Source organism: Pseudomonas sp. 102515 (assembly GCF_031085165.1).
Taxonomy (GTDB): Bacteria; Pseudomonadota; Gammaproteobacteria; order Pseudomonadales; family Pseudomonadaceae; genus Chryseomonas.
In genome coordinates, this window is the sequence record NZ_JAVHTY010000003.1 from 267,666 (window position 1) to 283,298 (window position 15,633).

13 protein-coding genes are annotated in these 15,633 nt (G+C 69.5%); 3 read left to right on the plus strand and 10 right to left on the minus strand.

The features are described 5' to 3' along the window. Window positions 1-69 precede the first annotated feature (69 nt). Complete coding sequence (locus tag RCF34_RS12545) at window positions 70-1,041, minus strand: phosphate ABC transporter substrate-binding protein PstS family protein (RefSeq protein WP_308708465.1); 972 nt, start codon at window positions 1,039-1,041, stop codon at window positions 70-72. A 269-nt stretch (window positions 1,042-1,310) separates the two neighbouring features. On the opposite strand from RCF34_RS12545, the gene RCF34_RS12550 reads away from it, so the two are divergent. The 3 genes from RCF34_RS12550 (at window position 1,311) to RCF34_RS12560 (ending at window position 4,778) form a co-directional block, all read left to right on the plus strand. After that, complete coding sequence (locus RCF34_RS12550; protein WP_308708466.1) at window positions 1,311-2,618, plus strand: MFS transporter; 1,308 nt, start codon at window positions 1,311-1,313, stop codon at window positions 2,616-2,618. 11 nt (window positions 2,619-2,629) lie between these two features. Continuing rightward, window positions 2,630-3,811, plus strand: a complete 1,182-nt coding sequence (locus RCF34_RS12555; RefSeq protein WP_308708467.1) for a M20 aminoacylase family protein — start codon at window positions 2,630-2,632, stop codon at window positions 3,809-3,811. Window positions 3,812-3,911: 100 nt separating this feature from the next. Beyond that, window positions 3,912-4,778 carry a hypothetical protein gene (locus tag RCF34_RS12560; protein ID WP_308708468.1) on the plus strand — a complete coding sequence of 289 codons (867 nt, stop codon included), beginning with the start codon at window positions 3,912-3,914 and terminating at the stop codon, window positions 4,776-4,778. Window positions 4,779-4,936: 158 nt separating this feature from the next. Here RCF34_RS12560 and RCF34_RS12565 read toward each other — a convergent pair whose 3' ends face one another. Genes RCF34_RS12565 through arnB form a run of 9 tightly spaced genes read right to left on the minus strand, consistent with a single transcriptional unit; the run spans window position 4,937 to window position 15,410 of the window. After that, window positions 4,937-6,619 (minus strand): glycosyltransferase family 39 protein, encoded by a 1,683-nt coding sequence (locus RCF34_RS12565; RefSeq protein WP_308708469.1) that lies wholly within the window; start codon window positions 6,617-6,619, stop codon window positions 4,937-4,939. Further along, the gene (locus RCF34_RS12570) at window positions 6,619-8,016 is read right to left on the minus strand and encodes a UDP-glucose/GDP-mannose dehydrogenase family protein (protein WP_308708470.1); all 1,398 of its coding nucleotides are present in this window, start codon (window positions 8,014-8,016) and stop codon (window positions 6,619-6,621) included. Before RCF34_RS12570 ends, RCF34_RS12565 begins: the two co-directional genes overlap by 1 nt. After that, the gene (arnF, locus tag RCF34_RS12575; RefSeq protein ID WP_017639274.1) at window positions 8,013-8,414 is read right to left on the minus strand and encodes a 4-amino-4-deoxy-L-arabinose-phosphoundecaprenol flippase subunit ArnF; all 402 of its coding nucleotides are present in this window, start codon (window positions 8,412-8,414) and stop codon (window positions 8,013-8,015) included. The genes RCF34_RS12570 and arnF overlap by 4 nt, the downstream gene beginning before the upstream one ends. Further along, window positions 8,411-8,752 (minus strand): EamA family transporter, encoded by a 342-nt coding sequence (locus tag RCF34_RS12580; RefSeq protein ID WP_308708471.1) that lies wholly within the window; start codon window positions 8,750-8,752, stop codon window positions 8,411-8,413. Before RCF34_RS12580 ends, arnF begins: the two co-directional genes overlap by 4 nt. After that, entirely contained in the window at window positions 8,749-10,392 is a 1,644-nt protein-coding gene (gene arnT, locus RCF34_RS12585) for a lipid IV(A) 4-amino-4-deoxy-L-arabinosyltransferase (RefSeq protein WP_308708472.1), read from the minus strand. The genes RCF34_RS12580 and arnT overlap by 4 nt, the downstream gene beginning before the upstream one ends. After that, window positions 10,389-11,270: a 4-deoxy-4-formamido-L-arabinose-phosphoundecaprenol deformylase gene (gene arnD, locus RCF34_RS12590; RefSeq protein ID WP_308708972.1), complete on the minus strand. Its 882-nt coding sequence runs from the start codon at window positions 11,268-11,270 to the stop codon at window positions 10,389-10,391. Before arnD ends, arnT begins: the two co-directional genes overlap by 4 nt. Before the next feature lie 11 nt (window positions 11,271-11,281). Further along, window positions 11,282-13,261: a bifunctional UDP-4-amino-4-deoxy-L-arabinose formyltransferase/UDP-glucuronic acid oxidase ArnA gene (arnA, locus tag RCF34_RS12595; protein WP_374941182.1), complete on the minus strand. Its 1,980-nt coding sequence runs from the start codon at window positions 13,259-13,261 to the stop codon at window positions 11,282-11,284. 14 nt (window positions 13,262-13,275) lie between these two features. Then, entirely contained in the window at window positions 13,276-14,265 is a 990-nt protein-coding gene (gene arnC / locus RCF34_RS12600) for an undecaprenyl-phosphate 4-deoxy-4-formamido-L-arabinose transferase (RefSeq protein ID WP_241807518.1), read from the minus strand. Then, window positions 14,262-15,410 (minus strand): UDP-4-amino-4-deoxy-L-arabinose aminotransferase, encoded by a 1,149-nt coding sequence (gene arnB / locus RCF34_RS12605; RefSeq protein ID WP_308708974.1) that lies wholly within the window; start codon window positions 15,408-15,410, stop codon window positions 14,262-14,264. The genes arnC and arnB overlap by 4 nt, the downstream gene beginning before the upstream one ends. Window positions 15,411-15,633: the final 223 nt, after the last annotated feature.

Genomic DNA, 15,633 nt, shown 5'->3' on the forward strand with positions numbered 1-15,633 from the left:
GACAGAAAGGTTACAGCGAATGGGCAGCCAGAGGCGCTACGCCCGGTGCGGGCGCAGGGTGCCGCGCGCTCAGTAGCCCAGGGTCTTCCGCGCCTGCTGCACCACTGAGGCCGGCAGGGGAATATAGCCGTCCTTGAGCACGGCCTCCTGGCCGTCGCGCGAGAGGATCAGGCGCAGGAATTCCCCTTCCAGGGGATTGAGCGGGCGGTTGGGCGCCTTGTTGACATAGACGTAGAGGTAACGCGCCAGGGGATAGCGCCCGGACAGGGTGTTTTGCTGGTTGTCCTCGACGTAGTCGGTGGTGCCTTGCCGGGCCAGCGCCAGGGTGTGGACACTGGCCGTCTGGTAGCCGATGCCGGAATAGCCGATGCCACCCAGGGACTGGCTGATGGCCTGGACCACCGAGGCCGAGCCGGGCTGCTCGTTGACGTTGGCGCGGAAGTCGCCACGGCACAGCGCCGCCTCCTTGAAGTAGCCGTAGGTGCCCGATACCGCATTGCGGCCGAAGCGCTGGATCGGGCGCTTGGCCCAGTCGCCGGTCAGGCCCAGGTCGCCCCAGGTCTTGAGTTCGCGCGGGCCACCGCAGAGCCGGGTGCTGGAAAAGATCGCATCGACCTGCTCCAGGGTCAGCTGGCGCAGGGGGTTGTCCTTGTTGACGAAGATCGCCAGGGCATCGATGGCCACCGGCACCGCGGTGGGCTGGTAGCCGAAGCGCTGCTCGAAGGCCTGCAGTTCGGCGTCCTTCATCTTGCGGCTCATGGGGCCGATGCCGGCGGTGCCCTCGGTGAGCGCCGGCGGCGCGGTGGACGAGCCGGCCGCCTGGATCTGGATGTTGAGGTTGGGATACTGGCGCTTGTAGCTCTCGGCCCAGAGCGTGACCAGGTTGGCCAGGGTGTCGGAACCCACGCTCGACAGATTGCCGGAGATCCCGCTCACCTTCTGGTAGTCGGGGATGGCCGGGTCGACGCCCTCGGCCCGAGCGGTCGTGCCGCTCAGCGCCAGAGCGAGCGCCACAGCGGTCAGCGGACCTTTGATGTCCATGCCGGATTCCTCGCGGGGATGGGAGACGGGTCTGGGCCGGCGACGCTCAGACGCGGCCTGGCACTTTAGCCGGGCATTGTGACGGATTTATGAGAGACCGCCAGCCGTGGCGACGGGTTCGACTAGGCTGCAATGAGGCCGTGCCTGCACCAACCTGGCGCGGGGGCAGCGCCGGTATGCCGGTTCGAACGCCCTAAGGTACGCGGCGCCAGCGGACCGGACCATCATTTGCATAGCTAAGCATTCATCTCAGTGCAGAGGAACGCACCATGGCCCAGGCTCTTCCGACGTCCTCCTCCCCCACCGGCGGGGCAGCCGCCGCCGCGGGCGCCACGCCCTCTCGCGCCAAGCTGATCGCCGCGGCCAGTCTCGGCAACGGACTGGAGATGTTCGACTTCACCGTCTTCAGCTTTTTCGCCGCCATCATCGGCCAACTCTACTTTCCCTCGGATACGCCCTATGGCTCCCTGCTGATGGCGGTTGGCGTATTCGGCGTCGGTTTCGTCATGCGGCCGCTGGGCAGCATGGTGCTGGGCGCCTATGCCGATCGCCACGGTCGCAAGCAGGCCATGCTGCTGACCATTACCCTGATGGGCCTGGGCAGCGCCCTGATCGCCTTTACCCCGACCCACGCCCAGATCGGTATCGCCGCGCCGCTGATCCTGCTCCTGGGGCGCCTGCTGCAGGGCTTTTCCGCGGGTGGCGAGATCGGCGCCGCCACCACCCTGCTGCTGGAGTCGGCCAGCCCGGGCCGGCGCGGCTTCCATGTCAGCTGGCAGGTGATCAGCCAGGGCGGCAGCGCCCTGCTCGGTGCCGGTCTGGGCGCCCTGCTCACCCGCAGCCTGTCCGAGGCCGAGCTGCACGCCTGGGGCTGGCGCGTCCCCTTCCTGGTCGGCCTGCTGATCATCCCGGTCGGCCTCTATATCCGCCGCCAGGTGGACGAGACCTGGAGCGGCGCCGGCACGGTCGAGGGCGGCCCGGTGCGCGCCTTCCTGCGCGAGCATCCGCGGCGCTTCGGCCTGGGCCTGCTGATCGTGATGTCGGCGACCCTGCTGACCTACCTGATGCAGTTCTACATGCCTACCTACATGACCCGCATCGTCGGCCTGCCGACCACCAGCGCCTACCTGGCCGGGGTGGCCTCCAGCGCGGTGCAGATGGCCGCCGCCCTGGCCGCCGGGCTGCTGCTGGATCGCTTCGGGCGCTACAAGCCGGTGGCCCTGGTCAGCCTGGCGGTGGCCCTGCTGGGCATCTACCCGGCCTTCGTCTGGCTGAACGATCCCACCACCCAGGGCCTGGCCTTCGCCGCCCGCTTCGTGGTGATCACCGCCATGAGCGTCAACATGACCGCCGGGCTGCTGCTGATCCTCGCCGGCCTGCCGCGACCGGTGCGCGCCACCGGCCTGGCCATGACCTACGCCCTGGCGGTGACCCTGTTCGGCGGCACCGCCCAGTTCATCGCCACCTGGCTGATCGGCGCCACCGGCAGCCCGCTCGCCCCGGCCTGGTACCTGATCGTCATGCTGCTGATAGGATGGCTGGCACTGCTGAGCTATCCCGAACGCCACCTGGATTGAGAGAGATCGCCATGAGCCTTGCCACCGCTGCGGATCAAGACGCCACCGCCCGTCATATCGCCGGCTACCTGCCGGACATGGTCGCCCTGCGCCGCGACATCCACCGCCATCCCGAGCTGGGTTACCAGGAACAGCGCACCAGCGACCTGGTGGCCGCCGCCCTCGCCGGCTGGGGCTACGAGGTCCATCGCGGCCTGGGCGGCACCGGGGTGGTCGGCACCCTGCGCGCCGGCAGCGGCAGCAAGGTGCTGGGCATCCGCGCCGACATGGACGCCCTGCCGATCCTGGAAACCACCGGCCTCGACTACGCCAGCCAGCACCCGGGCCGCATGCACGCCTGCGGTCACGACGGCCACACCACCACCCTGCTCACCGCCGCCCGTTGCCTGGCCGAGACCCGCGCCTTCGACGGCACCCTGCACCTGATCTTCCAGCCGGCCGAGGAAGGCCTGGGCGGCGCCCTGAAGATGATGCAGGACGGCCTGTTCGAGCTGTTCCCCTGCGACCAGGTGTTCGGCCTGCACAACATGCCCGGTGTGCCCACCGGCAAGTTCTGCTTCGTCGACGGCGCCGCCATGGCCTCGTCCGACACCGCCCTCCTGCGCATCCGCGGCCAGGGTGGCCACGGCGCGGTGCCGGACAAGGCGGTCGACCCCATCGTCGCCAGTGCGGCCACGGTGATGGCGCTGCAGACCGTGGTCTCGCGCAACGTGGCGCCGCTGGACACCGCGGTGATCACCGTGGGCAGCATCCACGGCGGCGAGGCCTCCAACGTCATCCCCGATGCGGTGGAGATGAAGCTCACCATCCGCGCCTTCCAGGACAGCACCCGCGACCTGCTGGAGCAACGCATCGGCGCCCTGATGCGCGCCCAGGCGGAAAGCTTCGGCGCCACTGCCGAACTGGACTACCAGCGCGGCTATCCGGTGCTGGTCAACCACGACGGCCCCACCGCCTTCGCCCGCCAGGTGGCGGTCGAGCACTTCGGCGCCGAGGCCCTGCATCCCTTCGCGCCCATCCCGGCCAGCGAGGACTTCGCCTACATGCTGCAGCAGGTGCCCGGTTGCTACCTGTTCGTCGGCAATGGCCCGAGCGCCAACCTGCACAACGCGGCCTACGACTTCAACGACGCCCTGCTGCCGGTGGGCGCGCGCTACTGGGTCAAGCTGACCGAGGCCTTCCTCACCGCCTGAGGCCGCTCCCCGCCGGCACCCTCACCCAGGGTGTCGGCGACGGAATCTTCACGCGTGGGCCGCTAGACTGCAGGGTCATCCCCAACCTCGAGAGGTCGCCATGGGACGTGTTCCGCGCCTGGGCTGGCGCCAGGGTCTGGCGCTGGGCGTCGCCGTGCTGGCCGCGGGCTTCGCCTATCCGGCCTGGCGACATTTCCATCCGGTCAGTGCGGCCGAGGGCTGGCGCTACCGGGAAGTCGCCGCCGACATCCCCATGGTCAGCGCCCTGGCCCTGGACGTCGATGGCAGCCTGTTCGTGACCCAGGAGTTCTCCAGTCGCCGCGGCAGCCTCCTGCGGCTGCTGCCCAGCGGCGAACGCCAGCCGGTGCTGGGCGAGCTGTCCAAGCCCGATGGCCTGGTCATGTTCCAGGGCGGCCTGGTGGTCAGCCAGGAAGGCGGACCGCTGCCGGTGTTTCTCCTGCGCGATGGCCAGCGCCAGGCCCTGTTCGACGGCAACGACGTCGAGGGCGTGGCCACCGATGGCCAGACCCTCTATGCCATCGAGGACCTGCCGCGCGGTCGCCTGCTCAGCTACGACCCGGTGCAGCGTCGCCTGGCGGTGCTGCGCGACGGCCTGGAAGAAGGCGAAGGGGTGGCGCGCTGCCCGGATGGCCGGTTGTTCTATACCGAAAAGGCCAAGGGCTGGGTCAAGCAGTGGCAGGCCGGGGGTACCGATACCCTGGTCGCCGCGGGCCTCGACGCCCCCGGTTTCGTGCAGTGCTCGGCCGACGGCCTGTGGATCACCGAAGACGCCACCCACGGCGCCCGGGTGCTGCTGGTGCAGCCCGACGGCCGCCTGGTCACGGTGCTCTCGCACCTGCGCTCGGCGCAGACCCTGATCCCGCGCGGCGACGGTCATTACCTGGTCGCCGAGCAGGGGCGCAACCGCATCCTGGAGCTCTCGCGAGAAGCCGGAGCCGCTCGCTAAGAGTCTGCTCATAATCTGCTGCGCGTCGGCCAAACTACGTTGAAAAGGCTTTCGGAATGCTCATTTACAATCTGTAAACTCCGCTTCCTCAAGCCTTCTCGCCTTGTTTGGCTCTAGCTCGCGAGATTATGAACAGCTCTAGGTCGGCTCCGGGGGCCTCAGGGCAGGCGATACACCAGGCAGGGATTGCCGTTGAGGCGGCGACCCAGCACCGGGGTGAGGTTGGCCAGCGGGGTGCCCGCCAGCAGTTCACGGTCGTCGCGGGCGAGGATGATCCAGGCGCCGGACGGCAGGTGCGCCAGGTCCGCGACCTGCGGCCGGGCGATGAAGATCGGCTGCTCGTCGTGGTCCAGGTTCATCATGTAGCGGATCGCCCAGCTGTCCTGGCCGAGGCCGAAGAACACCAAGGGACCCGGCTGCTGCTGGCGCAGGCCTTCCACCTGCTGGACGAAGCCACGGGTGTCGTACTGCAGGTCCTGGGCCGGCTCCACCACCGTGACCAGCATCAGCCACTGGGCGGCCAGCGCCAGGGCGCTCAGCGTGAGCAAGCGGCGGTTGCCGTGCAGGCGACGCCAGCTGACCAGGGCGGCGATCTGCAGGGCGACGAAGACCGGTACCAGCAGCGCCAGGGAGATATCCGGCCAGTAGCCGTGGCGCTGCCAGAGGTGACGACAGACCAGCATGGCCACCAGGGCCAGCCCCGGCAGGGCCAGCACCAGCACCGTGTAGAGTGGCGCGATCCGGCGGAACCCGCCCGCGGCGCGCAAGAGGCCATGGGCGGCGATGGCGGCCAGGAAGGGCACCATGGGCACCACATAGTAGGCGCGCTTGAAATGCGGGATGGACAGCCCGACCAGGATCAGCAGACCACTGCCGGCCAGCCCCAGCAGCAGACGGCGCTGGGCGGTGTGCGGCCAGGCGAGCAGGCGGCGGCGCTCGGCCACCAGCACCAGCAGCGCCAGGGGCAGCACCGGCAGATAGCGATAGAGCCCGAGCTGCAGATAGAACCAGAACGGCTTGCCACTTTCGTCCAGCCGGCCGCTGACCTGCATGTGCCATACCTCGGCGGCGAAGTCCGCCCCGCCCTCGTGGTGGGCGAGCTGGATCAGCGTCCACCAGCCGAGGGCGAGCAGGGCCAGACCGGCCAGGCCATAGCCGAAGAGGCGCTGCAGGGCGAAGGTGCGGCGGGCCGGTTCACCCCAGGCGACCACCAGCCAGTAGAGGCAGACCACGCCGCAGGGCTCGATCAGCCCCAGCGGTCCGCGGATGGCGAAGCCCAGGGCGAACAGCGGCAGCACCAGCAGGCGGCGCAGTGGGCGATCGTCGCGATCAGCGCTATGGAGCAGGTAGAAGCACAGCACCACCACCAGGGCGACCAGTTGGTCCAGGCAGACCGCGCGGGCCTTTTCCAGCCACTGCGGGGTCAGGGCCACCAGCAGCACCGTGAGCAGCGCCCAGGCGCGGCGGGTGTCGGCCAGCAGCCGATAGGTCAGCGCCAGCACCGCGGCCGAGGCCAGGGCGGTGGGCAGGACATTGGCCAGGTGATTGGGCGCGCCGATCACCCGCGCGGCCAGCCAGCTCAGCCAGGTGGCGGTGCCGGGATAGTCCGGATAGGGCTGGCCGTAGGTGGTGGCGAAAAAGGCCGGTCCATGGCGGAACATCTCGCCGAGAAAGACCGCCCAGCGACCGTCGAAACCCTGGGGCGCCTGGTTCCAGATGCCGAGGGTGAACATCAGGGTGGCGACCACCCCGAGCAGCAGGCTTTCGCGGCGCAGGCGACTGGCCGCCGGCAGCGTGGCGAGGGGCGCGCTGCGTGGGGTCAGGGGCATGGGCGAGACCATCAGGCGGCGTCCACGCGGCGGGTGACCTGGGGACCGCCCAGGGCGGCGCCACGCCCGATGGCGAAGTATTCGATGCCGCGGCGCTCCATGCGCTCGGGATCGAACAGGTTGCGACCGTCGAAGATCACCGGCTGGTTGAGCTGGCGGGCGATGAGGTCGAAGTCCGGCGCCTTGAATTGCTGCCACTCGGTGCAGATGACCAGGGCATCGGCCCCGGCCAGGGCCGCCTCGGGAGTGCCCATCAGCGCCAGGCGCTCGTCGTGGCCATAGAGGCGCTGGGCCTCGGCCATGGCCACAGGGTCGAAGGCGCGCACCTTGGCGCCGGCCGCCCACAGGGCTTCCATCAGTACCCGGCTGGGCGCATCGCGCATGTCGTCGGTGTTGGGCTTGAAGGCCAGGCCCCAGAGGGCGAAGGTGCGACCGCGCAGGTCACCGTCGAAGTAGGTATTGATGCGCTCGAACAGCTTGGTCTTCTGGCGCACGTTGATGGCTTCCACGGCGCGCAGCAGGTCCAGCTCCACGGCGTTTTCCTCGCCGGTGCGGATCAGCGCCTGCAGGTCCTTGGGGAAGCAGGAGCCGCCGTAGCCGCAGCCCGGGTAGATGAAATGGTGGCCGATGCGCGGATCGGCGCCGATGGCCTGGCGCACCGCCTCGATGTCGGCGCCGACGTGCTCGGCGAGTTCGGCGATCTGGTTGATGAAGCTGATCTTGACCGCCAGCAGGCTGTTGGCGGCGTACTTGGCCAGCTCGGCGCTGCGCAGGTCCATGCACTGGATGCGGTCATGGTTGCGGTTGAAGGGCGCATAGAGTTCGCGCATCACGTCGCGGGCCACCGGCGAGTCGGTGCCTACCACGATGCGATCGGGCTTCTTGCAGTCGGCAATGGCGGCGCCTTCCTTGAGGAATTCCGGGTTGGAGACCACCTCCACGTGCAGGGTGCGACCCTCTTCGGCGAGCACCTCGTGGATCAGTGTGCGGACGCGGTCGCCGGTGCCCACCGGTACGGTGGACTTGTTCACCACCAGCAGCGGATCGCGGGAGACCGGCTGGCCGATCAGCGGCTCGCGACGCAGGCGGGCGATGGTCTCGGCCACGGCGAAGACGGCGGACAGATCGGCCGAGCCATCGGCGGCCGGCGGGGTGCCGACGGCGATGAACTGCACGGCGCCATGGGCCACGGCTTCGGCGGCCTCGTGGGTGAACACCAGGCGGCCGGCGGCCAGGTTGCTGCGCACCAGCTCTTCCAGACCCGGCTCATAGAGGGTCACCTCGCCGCGCTTGAGCTTGTCGATCTTGGCGCGGTCGATGTCCATGCACACCACCTGGTGGCCGACTTCCGCCAGCACGGCGGCCTGCACCAGACCCACGTAGCCGATGCCGAAAACGCTGATGTTCATAGGGTATTCCTCAGGGTGGGAGCGGCGCTGGCGCGGGGCCCGCCGACGAGGGCGACGCCGGCCACGACCAGCGCGACGCCCAGGGTTTTCCAGGGGGTGAAGGATTCGGCGGCGCCTGGCAGCCAGGCCGCGCCGAGGTGGACGAAGACGTAGGAGAGGCCGAGCGCCGCATAGGCGCGGCCCAGCGGCAGGCGCGCCAGGGCCGCCAGCCAGGCCAGCAGCGACAGGCCGTAGCAGAGGATGCCCAGGGCCAGCAGCAGCCCGGCCGCGCCGAACAGCGCCGACGGTGTGCTCAGCCACGTGGCCATCGCCGGCAGCCGCACCAGGGCGGCGCGCAGAGACAGTTGCGCGAGGGTGGTGAGCAGGATGCTCAGGCCGAGCGGCAACAGGCCGTTCATAGCTGGCCGCCCAGCAGCGCGGCGCCGGCGACGATGCACAGGCAGCCACACCAGGCGCGGGCATCCACCGCCTCGCCGAACACCAGGCGGGCCAGCAGGGTCACCGCCAGGGTGTTGAGCGAGAGCAGGGGATAGGCGACGCCCACCGGCACCCGCTGCAGCACCGCGCACCAGACCAGCAGGGCCAGGCCCAGGCAGACCAGGGCGCCCCACAGCCATGGCGAGCGCAGTCGCGCGGCCAGGGCGTTGCCAGCGGCCACCGCGCGCTTCTGGCCCAGTTGGCCGGCGCTGGTGAGGCCGATCACCACGGCGATCAGCAGGCCGTCGAGGGCCGTCATGGCGCCGGCCTCGGATAGACCAGCAGCACCAGGCGCTCGCTGGCGATGCTCTCGCCGGGCTCGGGCAGGCTGTCGAGCAACTGGCGATCGCTGGGCCCGTCGACCCGCAGCAGGATGGCCACCGGACCCTGATCACGATGGGCAGCGAGCCAGGCGGCCAGGTCGCGCTCCTCGATCAGGCGCCCGCTGGCGGGCTCGCGGGTGAAGCCGTACTTGAGTTCGCCCGGACCGCCCACCAGCACGACGTCGTCGCGGTGGGTGGCCCAGGCCAGGCTGGCGGCCACGCCGAGGTCGTTGCTGACCAGCAGGCCGGCATTCTTGAAGTGGCCGAGCTGGGCCTGGATGAAGGTGCTCGGCAGCTTGTTGTCGACCAGGCCGTTGGGCAGGGCGATGGACAGCAGCGGCAGCAGCACCCAGAGCGCCAGGGCCGGTGCCAGCAGGGTGCGCCGCGGCCAGACCAGGGCGGCCAGGCCGGCCAGCAGCAGCGCCAGGGGCGCCAGCAGGGCCAGCGCGTGGGTCAGGCTCTCGCCGGCGGCATAGAGCCGGCCACCATAGACCAGCAGGGCGGCCACGCCGGCCATGCCCAGCAACAGGTTGCACAGGCCGTTCAGGCGCAGGGTGCCGGTGGCGCCGCGCCGGCCCGCCTCCAGCAGGGTGCGCGCCAGCAGCGGCACCAGGGCGGTCAGGGTCGGCAGCAGGTAGGTGGGCAGCTTGCCGCGGCTGAAGCTGAAGAACAGCAGCTGGCCGACCACGGCGATGCCGAGGAAGGCGGTACCGGCATGGCGGCGCTCCTGCCAGGTCCGGCCCAGGGTACGCGGCAGGAGGCCGGCCCAGGGCAGGATGGCCAGCAGCAGCACCGGGCCATAGAACCAGAACGGCCGCTCGTGCTGGGCATCCTGGCCGGCGAAGCGCTGGATGTGCTCGTGCCAGAAGAAGAAATTCCAGAAATCCGCATCGCGCTGGGCCACCAGCAGCGCCCAGGGCGCCACCACCAGGATCGCGACCAGCACCGCCAGGGGACCGCGGCGGAGCAACTCGCCCAGGCGCCGCTGCAGGAGGAAGAAGGGCACGGCCACCAGCACCGGCAGCACCAGGGCGAGAAAGCCCTTGGTCAGCAGGCCGCAGCCACAGGCCAGCCCTAGCAGCGCCCACTGCCCCAGGGCCGCGCCGCGGGTCTCGGCGGCCTGGGCTTGCCAGAGGGCGAGCAGCGCCAGGGCCATCCAGAAGGCGAACTGGGCGTCGAGGGTCACGTAGGTGGCCAGGCCCGCCACGGCCACGCAGGAGAGATAGACCACCCCGGCGAGCAGCGCCAGCGGGCGGTCCTGCCAGATCAGCCGGGTCAGGCGCACCACCAGGGCGGCGGTGGCCAGACTGGCCAGCAGCGGCACCAGGCGTACGCTGAAAAGCGAGTCACCGAGCCAGGCCTGGGCGATGGCCTGGGTCCAGTAGCCGCCGATGGGTTTCTCGAAATAGGGCAAGCCGAGGAAGTGCGGCACCACCCAGTCGCCACGCCGCCAGAGCTCCTGGGCGATCTGCGCATAGCGCGACTCGTCCGGAATCCACAGGCCGCGCCAGGCCAGCGGCAAGGCATAGGCCAGCAGCGCCAGCGGCAGCAGCATCCACAGGCGACGCCGACTCATGCCTGGACCCCTAGCCAGCCCTGGCGGCCGGCCAGGCTGCCACGCACCAGGTTGCCCGCGGGCAACTGGCGCGGATCGGCCGGCAGGCGATCGCCCAGGGTCAGGAAGAGGACGCCTTCCTCCCGCGCGGCCTTGAGCAGGGCGCGAAAGTCCTCGGCGAAGGCGATGCCTTCCACCTCGGCGTGCAGGGTGTAGACATTGAGCGCCCCCGGACGGAAGCGCTTGAGCAGATAGTTGTTCCAGTCACCGGCGGCCAGCTCCGGGCCGACCACCTCGTCGAAGGTCGGCATGTCCACCGGCACCTGGGGGGTACCGTGGCTGCCGTTGCCCAGTCGCGGGCGGAACAGCGCACTGCCGCGGCAATCGCTGTTGTACCTGAGGCCGAAGGCTTCCTTGGCCAGCACCACGCGTGGATCGGCACGCCAGCCGGCGGCGGCGGAGCAGTCGACCTTGGTACCGAGGATGTCTTCCAGGGCCTGCAGGCCACGGCCGAACTCGGCGCCCAGGCGCTCCAGGCTCCAGCTGCCGGTATGGGCCTGCCAGGCGTGGTGGTCCCAGGCGTGCAGCCCGACCTCGTGGCCACGGGCGCGGGTCTCGCGCATCAGGTGACCGAGGTCGCGGCCGATGGGCCGACCCGGCCAGGCGGTGCCGGCCAGCAGGATGTCCCAGCCATAGAGGCTGGCGGCCTTGGAACGGAGCATCTTCCACAGGAAGGTGGGCTTCACCAGGCGCCAGAGGTGGCGCCCCATGTTGTCCGGCCCGACGCTGAAGAAGAAGGTGGCCTTGACCCCGGCTTCGTCCAGCAGGTCGAGCAGTCGCGGTACCCCTTCGCGGGTGCCGCGATAGGTGTCCACGTCGATGCGCAGGCTGGCCGGGATCAGGGTGTTCATCAGGCCTCCCGCTGCGCCATGGCTTCGCGCAGGAAGAAGTCCAGCGTCTTGCCGACGGTGGCGGCCATGGCGGTGGTCGGCTGCCAGTCGATCAGGCGGCGGGCGTTTTCCACGCTGGGCTTGCGGTGGGCCACGTCCTGGTAGCCGTCGCCATAGAAGCTCTTGCTCTCCACCTCGCGGAAGCCGGCGAAGGGCGGGAATTCGTGGCGCAGCGGATGGGCCTCGAACTGGGCCAGCAGCTCTTCGGCCAGCTCGCGGATGCTCGCTTCGTTGTCCGGGTTGCCGATGTTGACGATCTGGCCGTCGCAGCGACCGCCCTGGTTCTCGATGATGCGGAACAGCGCCTCGATGCCATCGTCGACGTCGGTGAAGCATCGCTTCTGGGCGCCGCCGTCGACCAGCTTGATCGGGGTGCCTTCCACCAGGTTGAGGATCAGCTGGGTGATGGCGCGGGAACTGCCGATGCGCGCCGAGTCCAGGCGATCCAGGCGCGGACCCATCCAGTTGAACGGGCGGAACAGGGTGAATTTCAGGCCCTTGGCGCCGTAGGCCCAGATGACCCGGTCGAGCAGCTGCTTGGAGACCGAGTAGATCCAGCGCTGCTTGTTGATCGGGCCGACCACCAGGTTGGAGCGGTCTTCGTCGAAACGCTCGTCCTGGCACATGCCGTACACCTCGGAGGTGGACGGGAAGATCACGCGCTTGTTGTACTTAACGCAGTGGCGAACGATCTTGAGGTTTTCCTCGAAATCCAGTTCGAACACGCGCAGCGGATTGCGGGTGTATTCGATGGGGGTGGCGATGGCCACCAGCGGCAGGACCACGTCGCACTTCTTGATGTGGTATTCCAGCCACTCGGTGTGGATGGAGATGTCGCCTTCCACATAGTGGAAGTTCGGATTGGCCTTGAGGCGCTCGATGGCGTCGGAGCCGATGTCCAGGCCATAGACCTCGTACTCGCCGTCGGCCAGCAGGCGCTCGGACAGGTGGTTGCCGATGAAGCCGTTGACGCCCAGGATCAGCACCCGGGTGCGGCGCTTGGCGCGGCGATCCTGGCGATGCAGGCGGGCACCGGCCACCAGACCGGCTTCGCGGGCCAGTTGCGGACCGGACAGATAGAGGCCGTTGTCGCCCAGTTGGCCGGCCTGGATTTCTAGGACGCCCTCGCCACAGGCGATGCGCAGCGGCTCCAGGCTCAGCACGCTGCCGGGGGCCTGGTCATGGGCTTCCTGGCGGGCCAGGGCGCTCCAGACGATCAGCTTGCGGTCACCGATCCAGCCGAAGGCGCCCGGATAGGGTTGGGTCACGGCGCGCACCAGGTTGGCCAGCGCGGCGGCCGGACGGCTCCACTCCAGCTCGCCATCGGCGGCGCTGCGGCGGCCAAAGGTGGTGGCCTGGCTTTCGTCCTGCTCGCGCTCGACCAGACGACCTTCGGCCAGGGCCGGCAGGCTGTCGCGCAGCAGCGTCTGGCTGGCTTCGCGCAGCTTGGCGTGCAGGGTCAGGGCGGTGTCGTCGGCGGCGATGGCGACGCGCTGCTGGGCGACGATGGCGCCGGCATCGGCGCGCTGGACCATGCGGTGCAGGGTCACGCCGGTCTCGCTCTCGCCATTGACCAGCACCCAGTTGGCCGGGGCGCGACCGCGATAGCGCGGCAGCAGCGAACCGTGCAGGTTGTAGGCGCCACGCTTGGCGCAGGCCAGGACGTCGTTGGACAGCAGGTTGCGGTAATAGAAGGAGAAGATGAAATCCGGCTCCAGGGCGCGGATGCGCTCGACCCAGATCGGGTGGTTGACGTCTTCCGGGGCGTGCACCGGGATGCCATGGCGGGCGCAGAGCTGGGCCACCGAACCGAAGAAGCGATTCTCGCTCGGGTCATCCGGGTGGGTGAAGACGGCGGCGAGGGGATAGCCGGCCTGGATCAGCGCGGCGAGGCCGGCGCAGCCGATGTCGTGGTAGGCGAAGACGATGGCGGTTTTCATCAGGGGCTTTCCTGTTACTGGACCTGGCGCAGCGGCGCCGGCGAAGGAGAAAGGGTGGCGGCGCGGATCACTTGTTCCACGTGGAACCGGGGCCGGGCACGGACGTCGTGGTACACCCGGCCGAGGTACTCGCCGAGCAGACCGAGGCCGACGAACTGGGCGCCAGTGAAGATGAACAGCACGGCGAACAGCGAGAACACGCCATCGGCCGCCCACTCGGCGCCGTGGGTGACGCGCAGCACCAGCAGCAGCGCGGCGAAGAGGAAGCCGAAGACGGCCAGGCCACCGCCGAACAGGCTGAGCATGCGCAGCGGGGTGGTGGTCATGCAGGTCAGCAGGTCGAACATCAGGTTGATCAGCTTGAGGAAGCCGTACTTGGAATCCCCGTGTTCGCGCTCGGCGTGGGCCACCTCGATCTCGGTGGTGTGGCGGGCGAAGCTGTTGGCCAGGATCGGAATGAAGGTGCTGCGCTCGTGGCAGGCCAGCATCGACTGCACCACCTGGCGGCGATAGGCGCGCAGCATGCAGCCGTAGTCGCGCATGGCGACGCCGGTGGAACGTTGCACGGCCCGGTTGATCAGCCGCGACGGCAGGGTGCGCAGGTAGGAATCCTGGCGCTGCTGGCGCACGGTGCCGACCACGTCGTAGCCCTGGGCGGCGGTGTGCACCAGGCGCGGGATCTCTTCCGGCGGATTCTGCAGGTCGGCGTCCAGGGTGATGATCAGATCGCCCCGGGCCTGCTCGAAGCCGGCGAGGATCGCCGAGTGCTGGCCGTAGTTGCGATTGAGCAGCACCGCCACGACGGGACTGTCCGGCTCGCTGGCGGCCTGCTGCAGGAGTTCGGCGCTGCGGTCGCGGCTGCCGTCGTCGACCAGGATGATCTCCACCTGGCAATCCAGCAGGCGGCAGGCGGCGCGGGTGCGGCGCAGCAATTCCGGCAGGCTGGCTTCTTCGTTGTAGACGGGAATCACCACGGATACCCGGTCGATGGCATAGGGCTTCATGCGCCTTTCTCCAGCAGGTCTTCGATGGCGCCGACCACGCGGTCGACGTCGGCGAGGGTCATGTCGGGAAACAGCGGGATGGAGCACAGCCGTGCCGAATTCCATTCGCTGTTGGGCAGCGCCAGCGCCGGCCAGCGCTCGCGGTACCAGGGATGCAGGTGGGTGGCGGTGAAATGGATGCCGGTGCCGATGCCACGCGCCTTGAGGCCGGCCATGAAGGCTTCGCGCTCCAGCCCGCAGCGCTCGGGGCAGATGCGCAGGATGTAGAGGTGCCAGGCGTGGGTCTGGGCGTAGCCGGGCAGCGCCAGAGGGGCGACCGGCAGGTGCGCCAGGCGCTGGGTGTAGGCCTGGGCCAGCAGCCGGCGGCGGCTGTTGATGTCGCCCAGGCGATCCAGCTGCACCAGCGCCAGGGCGGCGTGGATGTCCGAGAGGTTGTACTTGAAGCCGGGTTCCTGCACCTGGGCCTGGGGCTTGCGGCCCAGGGTCTGACGGTCGAAGGCATCCACCGCCAGGCCGTGGAATTTCAGCCGGCGCACGCGCTCGGCCAGGGTGGCGTCGTCGGTCACCAGCATGCCGCCTTCGGCGCAGGTCAGGTTCTTGATGGCGTGAAAGCTGAAGATGGCGGTGCCGCGCTGGCCGATGGGCTCGCCCTGGTAGCGGGTGCCGGCGGCGTGGGCGGCGTCTTCGATCAGCGCCACGCCATGCTCGCGGGCCAGGGCGCGCAGCGGGGTCAGGTCGCAACTGGCACCGGCGTAGTGCACCGGCACGATGGCCTTGGTGCGCGGGGTGATGGCGGCGGCCACCTGCTCGGCGGAAACCATCAGGGTGTCGCGGTCGACGTCGACGAACACCGGGGTGGCGCCGATCAGGGTGATCATGTTGGCGGTGGAGACCCAGGTCAGCGAGGGAGTGATCACCTCGTCGCCCGGGCCGATGTCCAGCGCCAGCAGGGTCACATGCATGGCGGCAGTGGCCGAGCACAGGGCCACGGCGTGGGCGGCGCCCACCGAATCGGCGAAGCGCTCTTCCAGCAGGTTGGCCTGGGGCCCGGTGGTGATCCAGCCCGAGGTCAGCACCTGGCTCACCGCGGCCACTTCCTCGGCACCGATGCTGGGCCGGGAGAACGGCAGGAAAGGCTCGTCCAGCTGACGCGGGGCAGTGCTCTGGGACAGATCGGTCATGGCGGCTCATCCGAAGCGAGGGGCGCCGGGACAGGACAGCCGACGCGATGAGCCCAGGCTAAGGCGTCTTGCCTTACGGCCCCCTTAGCGCAACCTGACAACTGCCTGACAGCCGGTCAGCTCGCTGGCCACCCCCGTGAACCTCTTGGCAAAACAAGGGCTTAGCCTGTTACGAATGGGGTGCCGG

Bases quoted from the DNA above. Each gene is read 5' to 3' on its own strand.
- RCF34_RS12545 (WP_308708465.1), bottom strand. From the start codon at position 1,041: ATGGACATCAAAGGTCCGCTGACCGCTGTGGCGCTCGCTCTGGCGCTG.
- arnF (WP_017639274.1), bottom strand. From the start codon at position 8,414: ATGAACGGCCTGTTGCCGCTCGGCCTGAGCATCCTGCTCACCACCCTC.
- RCF34_RS12565 (WP_308708469.1), bottom strand. From the start codon at position 6,619: ATGGTCTCGCCCATGCCCCTGACCCCACGCAGCGCGCCCCTCGCCACG.
- arnA (WP_374941182.1), bottom strand. From the start codon at position 13,261: ATGAAAACCGCCATCGTCTTCGCCTACCACGACATCGGCTGCGCCGGC.
- RCF34_RS12560 (WP_308708468.1), top strand. From the start codon at position 3,912: ATGGGACGTGTTCCGCGCCTGGGCTGGCGCCAGGGTCTGGCGCTGGGC.
- arnC (WP_241807518.1), bottom strand. From the start codon at position 14,265: ATGAAGCCCTATGCCATCGACCGGGTATCCGTGGTGATTCCCGTCTAC.
- RCF34_RS12550 (WP_308708466.1), top strand. From the start codon at position 1,311: ATGGCCCAGGCTCTTCCGACGTCCTCCTCCCCCACCGGCGGGGCAGCC.
- arnT (WP_308708472.1), bottom strand. From the start codon at position 10,392: ATGAGTCGGCGTCGCCTGTGGATGCTGCTGCCGCTGGCGCTGCTGGCC.
- RCF34_RS12570 (WP_308708470.1), bottom strand. From the start codon at position 8,016: ATGAACATCAGCGTTTTCGGCATCGGCTACGTGGGTCTGGTGCAGGCC.
- RCF34_RS12580 (WP_308708471.1), bottom strand. From the start codon at position 8,752: ATGACGGCCCTCGACGGCCTGCTGATCGCCGTGGTGATCGGCCTCACC.
- RCF34_RS12555 (WP_308708467.1), top strand. From the start codon at position 2,630: ATGAGCCTTGCCACCGCTGCGGATCAAGACGCCACCGCCCGTCATATC.